Origin of the sequence: Paraburkholderia solitsugae (assembly GCF_013177695.1) — a bacterium.
GTDB classification, from domain to species: domain Bacteria; phylum Pseudomonadota; class Gammaproteobacteria; order Burkholderiales; family Burkholderiaceae; genus Paraburkholderia; species Paraburkholderia solitsugae.
Window position 1 is genome coordinate 81525 of the sequence record NZ_WOEY01000153.1, and the last position, 15417, is coordinate 96941.

Annotated in this window: 15 protein-coding genes and 1 pseudogene; 7 read left to right on the forward strand and 9 right to left on the reverse strand. The window is 62.9% G+C overall.

Annotated elements, in window-relative coordinates:
- Window positions 1-17: 17 nt before the first annotated feature.
- The 5 genes from secD to GNZ12_RS38700 all read right to left on the reverse strand — a co-directional run bounded on the left by secD (window position 18) and on the right by GNZ12_RS38700 (window position 4904).
- Window positions 18-2057, reverse strand: a complete 2040-nt coding sequence (gene secD / locus GNZ12_RS38680; protein WP_172317532.1) for a protein translocase subunit SecD — start codon at window positions 2055-2057, stop codon at window positions 18-20.
- Window positions 2058-2175: 118 nt separating this feature from the next.
- A complete protein-coding gene (gene yajC, locus GNZ12_RS38685; protein WP_020069679.1) occupies window positions 2176-2505 on the reverse strand; it encodes a preprotein translocase subunit YajC in 330 nt (109 codons plus the stop codon).
- Window positions 2506-2543: 38 nt separating this feature from the next.
- A complete protein-coding gene (locus tag GNZ12_RS38690) occupies window positions 2544-2684 on the reverse strand; it encodes a hypothetical protein (RefSeq protein WP_172317534.1) in 141 nt (46 codons plus the stop codon).
- Window positions 2685-2711: 27 nt separating this feature from the next.
- On the reverse strand, window positions 2712-3929 hold the full coding sequence (gene tgt, locus GNZ12_RS38695; protein WP_172317536.1) for a tRNA guanosine(34) transglycosylase Tgt: 1218 nt from the start codon (window positions 3927-3929) through the stop codon (window positions 2712-2714).
- 237 nt (window positions 3930-4166) lie between these two features.
- A complete protein-coding gene (locus GNZ12_RS38700) occupies window positions 4167-4904 on the reverse strand; it encodes an S-adenosylmethionine:tRNA ribosyltransferase-isomerase (RefSeq protein ID WP_172317538.1) in 738 nt (245 codons plus the stop codon).
- A 148-nt stretch (window positions 4905-5052) separates the two neighbouring features.
- Here GNZ12_RS38700 and recG point away from each other — a divergent pair, with 148 nt between their 5' ends.
- The 7 genes from recG (at window position 5053) to ubiA (ending at window position 12301) form a co-directional block, all read left to right on the forward strand.
- A complete protein-coding gene (recG, locus tag GNZ12_RS38705; protein WP_172317564.1) occupies window positions 5053-7359 on the forward strand; it encodes an ATP-dependent DNA helicase RecG in 2307 nt (768 codons plus the stop codon).
- Between the two features lie 124 nt (window positions 7360-7483).
- The gene (locus tag GNZ12_RS38710; protein ID WP_172317540.1) at window positions 7484-8443 is read left to right on the forward strand and encodes a hydrogen peroxide-inducible genes activator; all 960 of its coding nucleotides are present in this window, start codon (window positions 7484-7486) and stop codon (window positions 8441-8443) included.
- 179 nt (window positions 8444-8622) lie between these two features.
- Entirely contained in the window at window positions 8623-8763 is a 141-nt protein-coding gene (locus GNZ12_RS38715) for a hypothetical protein (RefSeq protein WP_172317542.1), read from the forward strand.
- 70 nt (window positions 8764-8833) lie between these two features.
- Entirely contained in the window at window positions 8834-10288 is a 1455-nt protein-coding gene (locus tag GNZ12_RS38720) for a catalase (RefSeq protein WP_172317544.1), read from the forward strand.
- A gap of 80 nt (window positions 10289-10368) precedes the next feature.
- Complete coding sequence (locus tag GNZ12_RS38725; protein WP_172317546.1) at window positions 10369-10530, forward strand: hypothetical protein; 162 nt, start codon at window positions 10369-10371, stop codon at window positions 10528-10530.
- Window positions 10531-10684: 154 nt separating this feature from the next.
- Window positions 10685-11173 (forward strand): Dps family protein, encoded by a 489-nt coding sequence (locus tag GNZ12_RS38730; protein WP_172317548.1) that lies wholly within the window; start codon window positions 10685-10687, stop codon window positions 11171-11173.
- Between the two features lie 264 nt (window positions 11174-11437).
- On the forward strand, window positions 11438-12301 hold the full coding sequence (gene ubiA / locus GNZ12_RS38735; protein WP_154566676.1) for a 4-hydroxybenzoate octaprenyltransferase: 864 nt from the start codon (window positions 11438-11440) through the stop codon (window positions 12299-12301).
- 32 nt (window positions 12302-12333) lie between these two features.
- Here the strand turns inward: ubiA and proC are convergent, their stop codons facing one another.
- The 4 genes and pseudogenes from proC to glcE all read right to left on the reverse strand — a co-directional run.
- Window positions 12334-13149: a pyrroline-5-carboxylate reductase gene (proC, locus tag GNZ12_RS38740; RefSeq protein WP_172317550.1), complete on the reverse strand. Its 816-nt coding sequence runs from the start codon at window positions 13147-13149 to the stop codon at window positions 12334-12336.
- A gap of 48 nt (window positions 13150-13197) precedes the next feature.
- A complete protein-coding gene (locus tag GNZ12_RS38745) occupies window positions 13198-13896 on the reverse strand; it encodes a YggS family pyridoxal phosphate-dependent enzyme (protein ID WP_172317552.1) in 699 nt (232 codons plus the stop codon).
- A 40-nt stretch (window positions 13897-13936) separates the two neighbouring features.
- Complete coding sequence (glcF, locus tag GNZ12_RS38750; protein WP_172317554.1) at window positions 13937-15163, reverse strand: glycolate oxidase subunit GlcF; 1227 nt, start codon at window positions 15161-15163, stop codon at window positions 13937-13939.
- Window positions 15164-15171: 8 nt separating this feature from the next.
- Window positions 15172-15417: pseudogene (gene glcE, locus GNZ12_RS38755) on the reverse strand (glycolate oxidase subunit GlcE); the annotation flags it as partial.

Here is a 15417-nt window from a genome sequence, read left to right on the forward strand (position 1 = left end):
GTCTTGTTCTCCGGGACTCAGCGGGATGAACCCGGTTTCTGCGGCGTATTGGACGCATCGCGACGGCGCACGGTCGGTTTGGCACGTGCCTGGGCCGCAGCTTTAGCCTTGGGCTTGGCGCTTGCCGCGGTGACGGCTCGTGCTGTATCAGTCGCTGCGTCGTCGTGACCGAGGTAGGCCGCGGCACCGTCGATACCTTCCGGTTGCGGACGCCACACCTGACCGATGGCCAGCGACTTCAGCTTCTTCTTGCCGCCGTACCAGAAGTTCACCACGCCGCGTGAGAAGAACACGGCCGAGAACATCGACGTCATGATGCCGATACAGTGGACTATCGCGAAGCCGCGCACCGGGCCGGAGCCGAAGGTGAGCAGCGCGAGGCCGGCGATCAGCGTGGTGACGTTCGAATCGAGAATCGTCGCCCATGCATGCGCGTAGCCGTTCTGGATCGCCAGTTGCGGCGGCGCCCCGTGGCGCAGTTCTTCACGTATGCGTTCGTTGATCAGCACGTTCGCGTCGATCGCCATGCCGAGCGCCAGCGCGATTGCGGCGATACCCGGCAAGGTGAGCGTGGCCTGCAACATGGACAGCACGGCGATCAGCAGCAGCAGGTTGACCGACAGGCCGAACATCGAGATCACGCCAAACAGCATGTAGTACGCGATCATGAAGACAGCGATCGCCACGAAGCCCCATACCACCGAGTGGAAGCCCTTCTGAATGTTGTCCGCGCCGAGGCTCGGGCCGATCGTGCGTTCTTCGATGATGTCCATTGGCGCTGCCAGCGAACCGGCGCGCAGCAGCAGCGCGAGGTCGGCGGCGGCTTGCGGGGTCGGCTGGCCGGTTATCTGGAAGCGGTCGCCCAGTTCCGACTGGATGGTCGCCACCGTCAGCACTTCGCCCTTACCCTTTTCGAAGAGCACCATCGCCATCGGCTTGCCGATGTTGTCGCGTGACACGCTGCGCACCGCGCGGCCACCCGCCGAATCCAGACGGATGTTGACCGACGGACGCTGATGTTCGTCGAAGCCCGCCGACGCGTCGATGATGCGGTCACCGGTGAAGATGATCTGCTTGCGCAGCAGCACCGGCGTCTGGTTGCCTTGTGTGAACAGTTCGTCACCCGGCGGCACCGGATCGGACGGATTCGGATGCGTATTGACCGGATCGGCGAGGCGCGCTTCGAGCGTTGCCGTGCGGCCGATGATGTCCTTCGCCTTCGCAGTGTCCTGCACGCCCGGCAGTTCGACGACGATACGGTCCGAGCCTTGCTGCTGGATCACCGGCTCGGCCACGCCGAGTTCGTTCACGCGGTTATGCAGCGTGGTGATGTTCTGCTTGAGCGCGGCGTCCTGCACGGCTTTTTGCACCACCGGCGTGAACGTGCCGACCAGCTGCACACCGCCGTCCGGGTTCGCTTGCGAGGCCCACTGGAGTTCGCCGATGCTGCGGCCCAGTTGCTTGGATGCCGCGTCCGCCGTGGCCTGGTCGGCGAAATTGATCACCACCGTCTGGTTGACGCGGTTCACGCCACCGTCGCGGATGTTGTTGTCACGCAGCATGGTGCGCGCATCCGATGCGTCGGAGTCGAGCTTCTTGTTCAGCGCGCCGGCCATGTCGACCTGCAGCAGGAAGTGCACGCCACCGCGCAAGTCCAGACCGAGGTACATCGGCAACGCATGCAGGGCACTCAGCCAGCGCGGAGACGCGCTTTGCAGATTCAGTGCAACGACGAATTGCGGATCGGTCGGATCGCTGTTCAGCGATTTCTGCAGCAGGTCCTTCACGCGCAATTGCGTGTCGGTGTCGGGCACACGCACGCGGATGTTCGCGTTGAGCGACGAATTGTCGAACGTGACTTCGTCAGGCTTGATCTGATTGGCAGCGAGCGCCGCTTCGACAGCCGACAGCGTGGTCGAGTCGAGCTTGACCGTTGCCTTGCCGCTCGACACCTGCACCGCCGGCGCTTCGCCGTAGAGATTGGGCAGCGTGTACACGAGGCCGATGACCAGAGCCACCAGCATCACGGCATATTTCCAGAGGGGGTAACGATTCATGAGTGGTCCAACGGGAAGGTTGGCTTGGAAGCGATGCGTCCAGCGATGAGCGCGGGCGATTCGGCGTTGTTCTGCGAGAACCGCCGGCGAGGCCGCGCCAGACGCGAGAGAGCAGGCCTTACAGCGACTTGATCGTGCCCTTCGGGAGAATCGTCGTGACCGACGCTTTTTGCACGGTAATTTCCGTGCCTTCCGAGATTTCGACGCCGACGTAAGCCTCACCCACCTTGGTCACCTTGCCGACGATGCCGCCATTCGTCACCACTTCATCGCCCTTGGCCATGGCGGCGAGCATGTTGCGATGTTCCTTCTGGCGCTTCATTTGCGGGCGAATCATGATGAAGTACAGCACGCCGAACATCAGGATCAGCGGCAGGAAGCTCATCAGGTTCGATTCAATGCCACCTGCTGCTGTGCCTTGGGCGAAGGCATTGGAAATGAACGACACGTTGGTCTCTCCGTTATAAGTCAAAACGATCAAAAAAATCAGCCGGTTATTCTACCACTGGCCAGGCAGGCGTCGGCGCGGCGAATCGGCTTTGCGATCAACCGTTTAAAGCCTTTTTCGGCGTCAACGAAAGTTGATTGTAAGGTTTTCCGCGCGAAGCTGAAGGATTCCTCGGACATATTCGTCAGCTGATTGCCGATCGCCGGCTAGTCGATGCCGCGCGCGCGGTTCTCGTGGAAGCGCTTGCGGAAAGGCTCGAACAGCTTCGCGTCGATCGCGTCGCGCATTTCCTGCATCAGTTCGAGGTAGTAGTGCAGGTTGTGGATCGTGTTCAACTGCGCACCGAGGATTTCCCCTACACGATGCAGATGGTGCAGGTAGCCGCGGGTGAAATTTCTGCAGGTGTAGCAGCCGCATTGCTCGTCGAGCGGGCGCAGCGAATTCTTGTGCGCGGCGTTGCGGATCTTGATGTCGCCAAAACGCGTGAAAAGCCAGCCGTTGCGTGCGTTGCGGGTCGGCATCACGCAGTCGAACATGTCGACGCCGGCGGCGACGCCCGCCACCAGATCTTCCGGCGTGCCGACGCCCATCAGGTAGTGCGGCTTGTCGGCCGGCAGCTTCGGGCCGATATGGTTCAGCACGCGCATCATGTCTTCTTTCGGCTCGCCGACGGACAGGCCGCCGATTGCGAGACCGTGGAAATCCATCTCCGCGAGACCGGCCAGCGACTCGTCGCGCAGGTCTTCGAACATGCCGCCCTGGACGATGCCGAACAACGCGTTCGGATTGCCGAGGCGGTTGAATTCGTCGATGGAGCGCCGGGCCCAGCGCATCGACATGCGCATCGAATCGGCGGCTTCCTGGTGCGAGGTCGGCACGTCGTTGGTCGCGTACGGTGTGCATTCGTCGAACTGCATGACGATGTCCGAGTTCAACACCTTCTGGATCTGCATCGAGACTTCAGGCGACAGGAAAAGCTTGTCGCCGTTGATCGGCGATGCGAACGTGACGCCATCTTCGGTGATCTTGCGCAGATCGCCGAGCGAAAACACCTGAAAACCGCCGGAGTCCGTCAGGATCGGCTTCTTCCAGCCCATGAAATCGTGCAGGCCGCCATGAACCTCGATCGTTTCCAGACCCGGACGCAGCCACAGGTGGAACGTGTTGCCGAGGATGATCTGCGCGTGCATTTCTTTGAGCTCGCGCGGCTGGACCGCCTTCACGGTGCCGTAGGTGCCGACCGGCATGAAGATCGGCGTTTCGACCACGCCGTGATTCAGCGTGACGCGACCGCGCCGCGCCTGGCCGTCGGTGCCGAGCAGTTCGAATTTGAGGCCGTTTTCAGGGCGCAAGTGGGCGCTGGTGCCGTGGCTCTCGCAGGTACTGCAGGTGCCGCTTGTATCGTGGGTATGACCGTCGGTCATGGGTTAACTCCTGTGCTACCGGAAAACAGTCCGGCGCGAACAATGAACGCCGCCGGGTAAGCCACGGCGGCTGGGTAAAGAAAATCGAGATGCGGCACAGATCTGCCGCTGCACGCGGGGGCAGGATGGCCGCAACGACAGCCGCTATATCAACGCAGCAAGGAGCGGCAGACTACCGCGCGCGCTGCCGGCGCGCAACGCTATCGCACCCTATATCGCCGTGTGACACGGCACGTTTCAGCCGTCGCGGCGCGTCAGCAGCATCGCGTCGCCGTAGCTGAAGAAGCGGTAACGCTGTTCGATCGCGTGGCGATACGCTTTGCGAATCGTTTCGACGCCGGCGAATGCCGACACCAGCATCAGCAACGTCGATTTCGGCAAATGGAAATTGGTCACCAGCCGGTCGACCACACGGAATTTATAGCCCGGCGTGATGAAGATGTCGGTTTCCGTGCTGGCCGCGCCGAGCGGGCGTCCGGCGGTGTCCGCGTCGCGCGCGGCAGCTTCGAGCGCGCGCATCGACGTCGTGCCCACCGCGATCACGCGGTTGCCGCGCGCCCGCGTCGCCGCGATCTTGTCGGCGAGCGATTGGGGCAGGTGATACCACTCGCTGTGCATCTTGTGCTCGGCCAGATTCTCCACCCGCACCGGCTGGAAGGTGCCCGCGCCGACGTGCAGCGTCAGCGTCGCGCGCTCACCCGACAGGCGTTCTACCGGCACTTCAATCTTGCCGCCACTGGCCTTCTGGCCGAGGAAGCGCGCCTTCAGAACCTTGGTATCGTTGAAGACCAGCAGATCGCCGGCCGCGATGCATTCGGGCAGCTCGGCAAAACGGCGGTCGATCAGGCGCGCAGCGTCGGCGGCATCGGCCGTGTTGGCCACTTCGAGCAAACGGCTGGCGCTGCGCTCGGGCAGCGCGACTTGCGCGATCAGCTCGGGTGGCAGATCGAAATCGAAATCGGAAAGCGTAAACATGCGGACGACTGGAAGCGAATTGGGACGGAATTGAGCCGAAGCTGGAGCCGGGCGGCTATGATTGCGGGACGCCGGAGCGGCCCGCGAGCCCGCGCGCTATATGGCGGCGACACCTTTGACAGCCGATATTGTACTTGCGAAGCAACCCATGCCTTTGTCCGAACGCCGATTGCCCTCTGCTACCGATGAAGTGAGCGCCGAGCCCAAGCGCCGCGTCTCGCGGGGCAAAGCAGCGGCGGCGGACGTGAACGACCTCGGCGCAGGTGTCGCGCCGGAGAGCGGCAAGGCCGCGCGTGAAGTTGAAATGGTTGACCCATTTGGTGACAAGCCTGCCGGCAAACCCGCGGGCAAAGCCACCAGGAAGCCTGCTGCCGAAGCCGGCGCAAAGCCCGCGGCCAAACCCGTCGACAAGCTCGCCAAACTCGGTCTCACACGCGACATCGATCTGGTGCTGCATCTGCCGATGCGCTACGAAGACGAGACCTCGCTGACGCCGATCGGGCATCTGCTGCCGGGCGGCATCGCGCAGACGGAAGGCGTGGTGTTCGACAACGAGATCGCCTATCGCCCGCGCCGCCAGTTGCTGGTGAAACTGCGTGACGACGCCGGCGACGAGCTCGTGCTGCGCTTTCTGAATTTCTACGGTTCGCAGGTCAAACAGATGGCGATCGGCGCGCGCTTGCGGGTGCGCGGCGACGTGCGCGGCGGCTTCTTCGGCATGGAAATGGTGCATCCGGCGGTACGTGTCGTCGACGAGGACACACCGCTGCCGCAGGCGCTGACACCGGTGTATCCGAGCACCGCGGGCGTGACGCAAGCGTATCTGCGCAAATCGATCGACAACGCGTTGTCACGCACCGCCTTGCCGGAGTTGCTGCCGGAGCCGGTTGCGCAAGCGTATATGCAGCCACTCGGCGTGCCGGCGCTGATGGACGCGGTGCGCACGCTGCATCATCCGGGTGTGCAGGCCGATGAAAACGCGCTGATGGATGGCACGCATCCGGCGTGGGTGCGGATCAAATTCGAAGAATTGCTTGCGCAGCAGATGTCGTTGAAGCGGGCGCACGACGAGCGCCGCTCGCGTGCGGCGCCCGCCATGCAGCGTCGCAAGGAAGGCGATGAGTCGGCGCTGGTGGCGCGTTTGCTGAAGGCACTGCCGTTTTCGCTGACGGCGGCGCAGGAGCGCGTGGGCGGCGAGATCGCGCTCGACCTCACGCAGCCTCATCCGATGCAGCGGCTTTTGCAGGGCGACGTGGGTAGCGGCAAGACGATCGTGGCCGCGTTGGCCGCCGCGCAAGCGATCGACGCCGGTTACCAGGCCGCGCTGATGGCGCCGACTGAAATCCTCGCCGAACAGCACGCTCGCAAATTGCGCGGCTGGCTGGAGCCGCTGGGCGTGAGCGTCGCGTGGCTGGCCGGCAGTCTGAAGACGAAGGAAAAGCGCGCGGCCATAGAAGCCGCTGCGCTCGGCACCGCGCAACTCGTGATCGGCACACACGCGATCATTCAGGACGCGGTCGAGTTTGCGCGGCTGGGACTGGTGATCGTCGACGAACAACACCGCTTTGGCGTGGCGCAGCGGCTTGCCTTGCGCGCCAAGGCGCGCAACGCCGCCGACGGCGCGCACGATTTCCAGCCGCATCAATTGATGATGTCCGCGACGCCGATTCCACGCACGCTCGCAATGACCTACTACGCTGACCTCGACGTCTCGACCATCGATGAATTGCCGCCCGGGCGCACGCCGATTCTGACCAAGCTGGTCTCCGACGCGCGGCGCGAAGAGGTGACCGGGCGAGTGCGTGAGGCTGCGTTGACGGGACGGCAGGTGTACTGGGTGTGTCCGCTGATCGAGGAAAGCGAGACCTTGCAGTTGCAGACTGCGGTGGAGACATACGAAACGCTGGTGGCCGCGTTGCCCGAACTGAACGTAGGACTGGTGCACGGGCGTCTCGCGCCGGCCGAGAAGGCGGCGGTGATGGATGCGTTCACGCGCAACGAGGTGCAGTTGCTGGTCGCGACCACGGTGATTGAAGTGGGGGTCGATGTGCCGAACGCGTCGTTGATGGTGATCGAACACGCGGAGCGGTTCGGGTTGGCGCAATTGCACCAGTTACGGGGGCGGGTGGGGCGCGGGAGTGCGGCGTCGGTGTGTGTGCTGCTTTATACCGGGCCGTTGTCGATGACTGCACGGGCGCGGTTGCAGACCATGCGGGAAACGACTGACGGGTTTGAAATCGCGCGTAGGGACCTTGAAATTCGTGGTCCAGGGGAGTTTCTGGGCGCGCGGCAGTCGGGCGCGGCCATGTTGCGGTTTGCTGACCTCCAGAATGATCAGTGGCTGATCGAGCCTGCCAGAGAGGCCGCCGCGGCTTTGCTCGAGCAGTATCCCGAGGTGGTGATGCAGCACCTCGCCCGGTGGCTTGGGGCTCGGGAACAGTATCTGAAGGCTTGAGGCTGTGTCCCCGGCGGGACGTCCCGCCGGGCGCGCGCCGCGAAGAAAACCAAAAGGTTGGCGAACCGACCCTATAGGTGTATAACTAGAACCTATCAATATCATTGCTCTGATTGGTCCCCCAATGACGCTCACCGAATTGAAATACATCGTCGCGGTAGCGCGCGAACGGCACTTCGGCCGGGCCGCCGAAGCGTGTTTCGTCAGCCAGCCGACCCTGTCGGTGGCAATCAAAAAGCTCGAAGACGAGCTCAACGTCCAGATCTTCGAACGCGGCACCAGCGAAGTCAGCGTCACGCCGATCGGCGAGCAGATCGTCACGCAAGCTCAACGCGTCCTCGAACAAACGCTTGCCATCAAGGAAATCGCCAAGCAAGGCAAAGATCCGCTGGTCGGACCGCTGCGCCTCGGCGTCATCTATACGATCGGGCCGTATCTGCTGCCTACGCTCGTCAAACAGATGATCAAGCGCGTCCCGCAGATGCCGCTGATGCTGCAGGAAAACTACACGGTCAAGCTGATCGAACTGCTCAAGCAAGGCGAAATCGACGTCGCCATCATGGCGTTGCCGTTCCCGGAAACGGGCCTGATGCAGCGCCCGCTCTATGACGAGCCGTTTGTCGTCGCGCTGCCATCCGGTCACGAGTGGGAAAACCGCCCGAAGATCGCCGCCGAAGATCTGAAGCAGGAAACCATGCTGCTGCTCGGCAGCGGCCACTGCTTCCGTGACCATGTCCTGGGCGTCTGCCCTGAACTGATGCGTTTCTCGCAAAACGCGGACGGCATCCAGAAGACCTTCGAAGGGTCATCGCTGGAAACCATTCGCCACATGGTGGCGAGCGGCGTCGGGATTACCGTGCTGCCGCGCATGTCGGTGCAAGAGGTCAAGCCGCACGCCGGCGGTATCGACGCGGGCCTGCTCAGCTACGTCGCCTTCGGTGAACCGGTGCCAGATCGCCGCGTCGTGCTCGCCTGGCGCAAGAGCTTCACGCGCATGCCGGCCATTGAGGCGATCTGCGACGCCATCAACTCCTGCGATCTGCAGGGCGTCAAAAAGCTCGATCTGCCTGTCGCCGTCAACTAAGCGGCACGCTGCACCCAGGCCGACCGCCGCCCATCCCGGCGGCCGGTCGGGCGACCGCCCAAGGTGGCGATCGTCGCCCTCCCTATCAAATAGATGAAATTAATCAAACACGATAATTCGATAGCGTTGCTATAGTCTCCTCCATGGATCGCCCGATCCCATAAGACCTGGAGGAAATCATGACGCAATCGAACTCGCAGCAAATCCAAACCGTCGCCGCTCAATCCGCTCGCGTGATCACGGGGTCGTTCGCTGCCTCGATTCAGGGCATGCGCACGGTCGCGTTGTCCTTGCTGGTCGATCGGGCCTTGTCCGCATGAGCTGTAGGCATCGGCGCGCCGCGCCTCTCCCGCCAATCTGTTTTCAATAAAAGCCACTCAGGAGTCACGCATGTCCGAACGTAAGCTCACCAATGCAGCTGGCGCACCCATCGCCGACAACCAGAATTCGATGACCGCCGGCGCGCGCGGTCCGGTTGTCCTGCAAGACGTCTGGCTGCTCGAAAAACTCGCTCACTTCGACCGCGAAGTGATTCCGGAACGCCGCGTTCACGCCAAGGGCTCGGGCGCATTCGGCACGCTGAAGGTCACGCACGACATCTCGCGTTACACGAAGGCGAAAGTGTTCGCCCAGGTCGGCAAGGACACGCCGCTCTTCATGCGATTTTCGACGGTGGCAGGCGAGCGCGGCGCCGCCGATGCGGAACGCGACGTGCGCGGTTTCTCGATCAAGTTCTACACGGAAGAAGGCAACTGGGACGTGGTCGGCAACAACACGCCGGTGTTCTTCATCCGCGATCCGCTGAAGTTCCCGGACTTCATCCACACGCAAAAGCGTGACCCGTACACCAATATGCGCAGCAATGTCGCTGCATGGGATTTCTGGTCGCGTCATCCGGAGTCGTTGCATCAGGTCACCATCCTGATGAGCGATCGCGGCATTCCGCAGAACTACCGCCAGATGCATGGCTTCGGCTCGCACACGTACTCGTTCATCAACGCGAACAACGAGCGTTTCTGGGTGAAGTTCCACTTCAAGTCGATGCAAGGCATTGAGAACTTTACTGATGCCGAAGCGGCCCAGGTGGTGGCACAGAACCGTGAAAGCGCGCAACACGATCTGCTCAGGAGCATCGACGCAGGCAACTTCCCTAAATGGCGTTTCGCCATCCAGGTGATGCGGGAAGCGGAAGCAGCAAACTATCGCTTCAATCCGTTCGACATCACGAAAGTGTGGTCGCAGAAGGACTACCCGTTGATCGATGTCGGCACGATCGAGTTGAATCGCAACGCGGCGAATTACTTCTCGGACGTGGAACAGGCGGCGTTCACGCCGGCCAACGTGGTGCCGGGTATCGGCTTCTCGCCGGACCGTCTGTTGCAAGGCCGGTTGTTCTCGTATGGCGACACGCAGCGTTATCGTCTCGGCGTCAATCACCATCAGATTCCGGTGAATGCCCCGCGCTGCCCGGTCCATCAATCGTTCCATCGCGACGGCGCAATGCGCACGGACGGCAACCTCGGCGGCAACGTGAATTACGAGCCGAACCGCTTCGGTGACTTCGCGCAGGACACCAACGCGGCGGAGCCGCCGCTCGCAGCAGGACTGGTCGATCGTTACGACCATCGCGTGGACGACGACTACTACACGCAGCCGGGTATGTTGTTTGCGCTCTTCGATACAGCGCAACGTCAGCGTCTGTTCGGCAACATTGCGCGCCATATCAACGGCGTGCCGCAAGAGATCGTCGCGCGTCAGATCGAGCATTTCCGCCGCGCCGATCCGGCGTATGCGGAAGGCGTGATCGCGGCGCTGGCCGAGCGCGCTGAAGGCGGCAAGAAGTAAGCAGTTGAAGTGAATGGATGCAGCAAAGCGGGGCGCATCGGCGCCCCGCCGGTATAGATACGAATCAGGGGAGCTCGATCATGATCCAGATGATGATGTCCGCCATCGGCGGCTCGTCGGCCACACGCGGCGCGCAACAGCAGCAAGCATTGAAGCTGCGCAAGTTAGTGGGATTCGCGATCGTCTCGAGCGGACTGGCGGTGATCGTCGCGCAAGCCCTGCAACACGCGCTCGGTGCGTGATTGAGCACGAGGCCGTGGGTGCGGCAAGCGACCACGCGTCACACGAACGCAGCTGTTTTGTAAGCTAAACTGTCGAGCGCTCGATGTGCCGGGTCAGCTACCCGCACACCGTCACTTCACCGACCGGTTCGTATCACTCTTCAAAGGAGTCATCATGGCCAAGAAAGAAGTCGTACAGCACGTCAATATCGGGATCAGCGACAAGGATCGCAAGAAGATTGCTGAAGGTCTGTCGCGACTGCTCGCCGACACCTACACGCTGTACCTGAAGACCCACAACTTCCACTGGAACGTGACGGGTCCGATGTTCAACACGTTGCATCTGATGTTCGAAACGCAGTACAACGAGTTGTCGCTCGCAGTCGATTCGATCGCTGAACGCATTCGCGCGCTGGGCGTGCATGCGCCGGGCAGCTACAAGGAATTCGCGAAGCTGTCGTCGATTCCCGAAGCGGACGGCGTGCCGGCTGCAGAAGAAATGATCCGCCAACTGGTGGAAGGCCAGGAAGCCGTGGTGCGCACCGCACGCGCGATTTTCCCGTCGACGGAAGCCGCCAACGACGAGCCGACCGCCGACCTGCTGACACAACGCATGCAGACGCACGAAAAGACGGCGTGGATGCTGCGCTCGATGCTGGCGTAAATAGCTTGAGTGTTCCGGGCGATGAGTCTGGATTTCAGCGCAGTGCTTCGGTGTTGGCGTTGAACTGAATGCAAACAAGGCCTCCCTCTTCGGGAGGCTTTGTTTTTTGCGGCACCGGATGTGGACTCGGCTTCGGCTCAGTACCCGGTTGCGGTCGCGACCTCGGTTTTGGCGCTCAGCATGCCAGCCTAGCCGGCCTGGAAGCGGCCTGTCGCCCGCATCCCGTAAAATAGCGACACCGCCTGCACTTCACCGAATCCGCCCATGTTCGCCCGACTTCCTCTGTATCTGCGCCTCGTGCGTATGGACAAGCCAATCGGCAGCCTGCTGCTGCTGTGGCCGACGCTCAACGCGCTGTGGATCGCGTCCGACGGCCACCCTTCGTGGCCGCTGCTGGTCATCTTCACAGTGGGTACGGTGCTGATGCGCTCGGCGGGCTGTGCGATCAACGACTACGCGGATCGTGATTTCGACCGCTACGTGAAGCGCACGGAAAACCGGCCGATCACGTCGGGCAAGATCAAGGCATGGGAAGCGGTGGCGCTGGCGGCCGGTTTGTCGCTGCTGGCCTTTCTGCTGATCTTGCCGCTGAATACGCTGACCAAGGAGCTATCGGTGGCAGCGCTGTTCGTCGCCGGGTCGTATCCGTTCACGAAGCGCTTCTTTGCGATTCCGCAGGCTTACCTCGGCATCGCGTTCGGCTTCGGCATTCCGATGGCGTTCGCCGCGATTCAGGATCACGTGCCGATGCTCGCCTGGGTCATGCTGCTGGCCAACGTGTTCTGGTCGGTGGCGTACGACACCGAATACGCGATGGTCGATCGCGACGACGACATCAAGATCGGCATCCGCACCTCGGCGCTGACCTTCGGCCGCTTCGACGTGGCGGCGATCATGCTCTGCTATGCGGTGACGCTGGGGATCTACGTCGGCATCGGCGTGATGCTGGGATTTGGCGTCTTGTACTGGCTGGGATGGGCGGCAGCGGTGGGTTGCGCGATCTATCACTACACGCTGATTCGCAACCGCGAACGGATGGCGTGCTTTGCGGCGTTCCGTCATAACAACTGGCTGGGCGGCGCGCTGTTTGTCGGCATTGCCGCGCACTACGCGGCGGCTTCGTTTTAATTCTTCCGCGCCAGCCAACCGCGGGACCGCGCTTACAGCTTGCCGAACTCGTCGCCCATTTTCTTGGCGCGCGCATCGGCGGCGAGCACGCCGCGCACGATCGCATCCTTGATCCCACTTGCGTCGAACGACGCCAGCGCGGCCGCCGTGGTGCCGCCCTTCGACGTCACACGTTCGCGCAACAGGCTCGGCGGCTCGTCGGAGTTCGCCGCCAGTTGCGCGGCGCCGGTGAAGGTCGCGACTGCCAGCGCGCGGCCTTGCGCTTCATCCATGCCGAGTTGGCGCGCGGCTTCCTGCAACGCTTCGATGAAATAGAACACATACGCCGGGCCGCTGCCCGAGATCGCGGTGACAGCGTCGATTTTCGCTTCGTCGTCGAACCAGACGGTTTCGCCGACGGCGCCCAGCACTTGCGACGCGAGCGCGCGGCCCGTTTCGTCGACGCTACCGGTCGCGACGAGGCCCGTCACGCCCATACCGATCAGCGCCGGCGTATTCGGCATCACGCGCACGATGCGGGCGTGGCCGTTCAGCCAGCGCGACATGTCGTCCATGCGAATACCCGCGACGATGCTGATCGCCAGTTGCGCCGCCTTCAGATGCGGCGCCAGCGCCTCGGCGACGCTCTTCAGGATCTGTGGTTTCACCGCCAGCACGACGGCGTCGTATGACGCGAGCGCGGCGTCCGCGGCCGCGCCGGTCTTGATGCCGAATTGCTGCTCATTGCGCTTGCGCGCCTCTTCGTTGGGGTCGATCGCGTACAGGTCGGTGGGCGCGACGCCACGCTTGATGAGGCCGCCGATCAACGCGGCGGCCATGTTGCCACCGCCGATAAAAGCAATTTTCATGATGTTCCGAAAGAAGTCCCGTGAGGCGCCCAGAAGAGCCCGAAACGGTCAGTTAGAGTAATCTCGCGCACCGAAGATCGCCGTGCCGACGCGCACGATCGTCGCGCCTTCCAGCACGGCGGCTTCGAGGTCGCTGGACATGCCCATCGAGAGCGTATCGAGTTCGAGGCCGTCATTGCGCAGACGCTCGAACAGTTCACGGAGTTGCCGATGCGGCACGCGCTGGTCTTCGATGCTGCCGGCGGGTTCCGGAATCGCCATCAGGCCGCGCAGTTTCAGCTTCGGCAGCGCGGCGATTGCCTGCGCGACTTCCACCGCCTCGGCAATGCTCGCGCCGCTTTTCGACGCTTCGCCGCTAATGTTGACTTGCAGGCACACGTTCAACGGCGGCAGGTTGTCCGGACGCTGCTCCGACAGCCGCTGCGCGATCTTCAAGCGGTCGACCGAATGTACCCAGTCGAAACTTTCGGCAACCGGCCGCGTCTTGTTCGATTGCAATGGTCCGATGAAATGCCATTCGAGCGACGCGCGCAGATCGGCCAGCGCTTCGATTTTGGTGATGGCTTCCTGCACGTAGTTCTCACCGAACGCGCGTTGACCGGCTGCATAGGCGGCGCGCACGTCTTCGGCGGGAAATGTCTTCGAGACCGCGAGCAGGGTGATCGAACGCGCGTCGCGTCCGGCCACCTGCGCGGCGAGGGCGATGCGCTGTTGCACCGCTTCGAGGTTGTGAATCAGATCGGGCATGGAACGGATCCGGAAGTCCAGCGAAAGACGATGTGCCGGATTATACGGACAGCATGTGCTCGACCAGTTCGATCCAATGCGCGACCGGCGTCGACGTGCCGCTTTGCAGATGCGCAATGCAGCCGACGTTCGCCGACACGATTACTTGGGGCTCCTGCGCCTGCAGCCGCTCGAGCTTCTGATCGCGCAGTGCGTACGAGAGCTTGGGCTGCGTCAGCGAATAGGTGCCGGCCGAGCCGCAGCAGAGATGACTGTCGGCGGGCAGACGGACTTCGACGCCGAGCGCTGCCAGCAGATGTTCGACTTTGCCGCGTATCTGCTGACCGTGCTGCAATGTGCACGGCGGATGGAACGCCACCGTATGGATCGCGCGGCGGCGGCTCACGGCGACGAGTGCCTCTTCGAATTCCGGGAGGATCTCCGAGATGTCGCGCGTCAGTTCGGTCACGCGGCGCGCCTTCGCCGCATACGCGGGATCGTTGCGCAGCAGATGCGCGTATTCCTTGACCGTCGCGCCGCAGCCCGACGCGTTCATCACGATCGCTTCCGCACCTTCTTCGATATACGGCCACCACGCGTCGATGTTGGTGCGCAGGTCGTCGAGCGCCTCGTCGTTGTAGCCCAGGTGCAGACGGATCGCACCGCAACAGCCGGCTTCGGGCGCGATCAACGTTTCCACGCCGAGCGCGTCGAGCACCCGCGCCGTTGCGACGTTGACATTCGGCATCATGGACGGTTGCACGCAGCCCGCGAGCATCAGCATCTTGCGCGGATGTTTCGCGGTCGGCCATTCGAGCGGACGCTGCCGCGCGGGCACCTTGTCGCGCAGTTTTTTAGGCAGCAGCGGACGGATGTGTTGACCGATACGCATGGCCGGCGTGAACAGCGCACTGTTCGGCACGAAGCTCGCGAGCAGCCGGCGCACCATCCGCTGACCGAGCGGGCGCGTGACTTTCTCCTCGGTGATCTTGCGGCCGATCTCGACCAGCCGGCCGTATTGCACGCCGGATGGGCAGGTGGTTTCGCAGTTGCGGCAGGTGAGGCAGCGGTCGAGGTGGACCTGGGTGCTGCGTGTGACCGCGGCGCCTTCCACCATCTGCTTGATCAGATAGATGCGGCCACGCGGGCCGTCGAGTTCGTCGCCGAGTATCTGATAGGTCGGGCAGGTCGCCGTGCAGAAACCGCAATGCACGCAATTGCGCAGGATGGCGTCGGCTTCGTCGCCATCAGGCGTGTTGCGAATGAAGTCCGCGAGGTTGGTTTGCATCGCGTCGCTCAGAAGTCGGGGTAGAGACGGCCGCGATTGAAAATGCGCGCGGGGTCGAAGGCGGCTTTCAGACCGCGATGGATTTTCATTAGCGGTGCGGGCAGCGGCGTGAAGACACCGGCGCTGCGGTCGTAGCCATGGCCTGTGCGGAAGATGGTGGCGTGGCCGCCGGCCTGCTTCGCGCTCATGCGTACGGTTTGCGCGTCGGTGTCCGTGATCCACCAGCGCTGGCCGCCGCCCCATTCCATCAGTTG

Excerpts from the sequence above, each read along its gene's own strand:
- secD (WP_172317532.1), bottom strand. The coding sequence starts at position 2,057 with ATGAATCGTTACCCCCTCTGGAAATATGCCGTGATGCTGGTGGCTCTG.
- GNZ12_RS38690 (WP_172317534.1), bottom strand. The coding sequence starts at position 2,684 with ATGTCCGAGGAATCCTTCAGCTTCGCGCGGAAAACCTTACAATCAACT.
- tgt (WP_172317536.1), bottom strand. The coding sequence starts at position 3,929 with ATGACCGACGGTCATACCCACGATACAAGCGGCACCTGCAGTACCTGC.
- GNZ12_RS38700 (WP_172317538.1), bottom strand. The coding sequence starts at position 4,904 with ATGTTTACGCTTTCCGATTTCGATTTCGATCTGCCACCCGAGCTGATC.
- recG (WP_172317564.1), top strand. The coding sequence starts at position 5,053 with ATGCCTTTGTCCGAACGCCGATTGCCCTCTGCTACCGATGAAGTGAGC.
- GNZ12_RS38710 (WP_172317540.1), top strand. The coding sequence starts at position 7,484 with ATGACGCTCACCGAATTGAAATACATCGTCGCGGTAGCGCGCGAACGG.
- GNZ12_RS38715 (WP_172317542.1), top strand. The coding sequence starts at position 8,623 with ATGACGCAATCGAACTCGCAGCAAATCCAAACCGTCGCCGCTCAATCC.
- GNZ12_RS38720 (WP_172317544.1), top strand. The coding sequence starts at position 8,834 with ATGTCCGAACGTAAGCTCACCAATGCAGCTGGCGCACCCATCGCCGAC.
- GNZ12_RS38725 (WP_172317546.1), top strand. The coding sequence starts at position 10,369 with ATGATCCAGATGATGATGTCCGCCATCGGCGGCTCGTCGGCCACACGC.
- GNZ12_RS38730 (WP_172317548.1), top strand. The coding sequence starts at position 10,685 with ATGGCCAAGAAAGAAGTCGTACAGCACGTCAATATCGGGATCAGCGAC.
- ubiA (WP_154566676.1), top strand. The coding sequence starts at position 11,438 with ATGTTCGCCCGACTTCCTCTGTATCTGCGCCTCGTGCGTATGGACAAG.
- proC (WP_172317550.1), bottom strand. The coding sequence starts at position 13,149 with ATGAAAATTGCTTTTATCGGCGGTGGCAACATGGCCGCCGCGTTGATC.
- GNZ12_RS38745 (WP_172317552.1), bottom strand. The coding sequence starts at position 13,896 with ATGCCCGATCTGATTCACAACCTCGAAGCGGTGCAACAGCGCATCGCC.
- glcF (WP_172317554.1), bottom strand. The coding sequence starts at position 15,163 with ATGCAAACCAACCTCGCGGACTTCATTCGCAACACGCCTGATGGCGAC.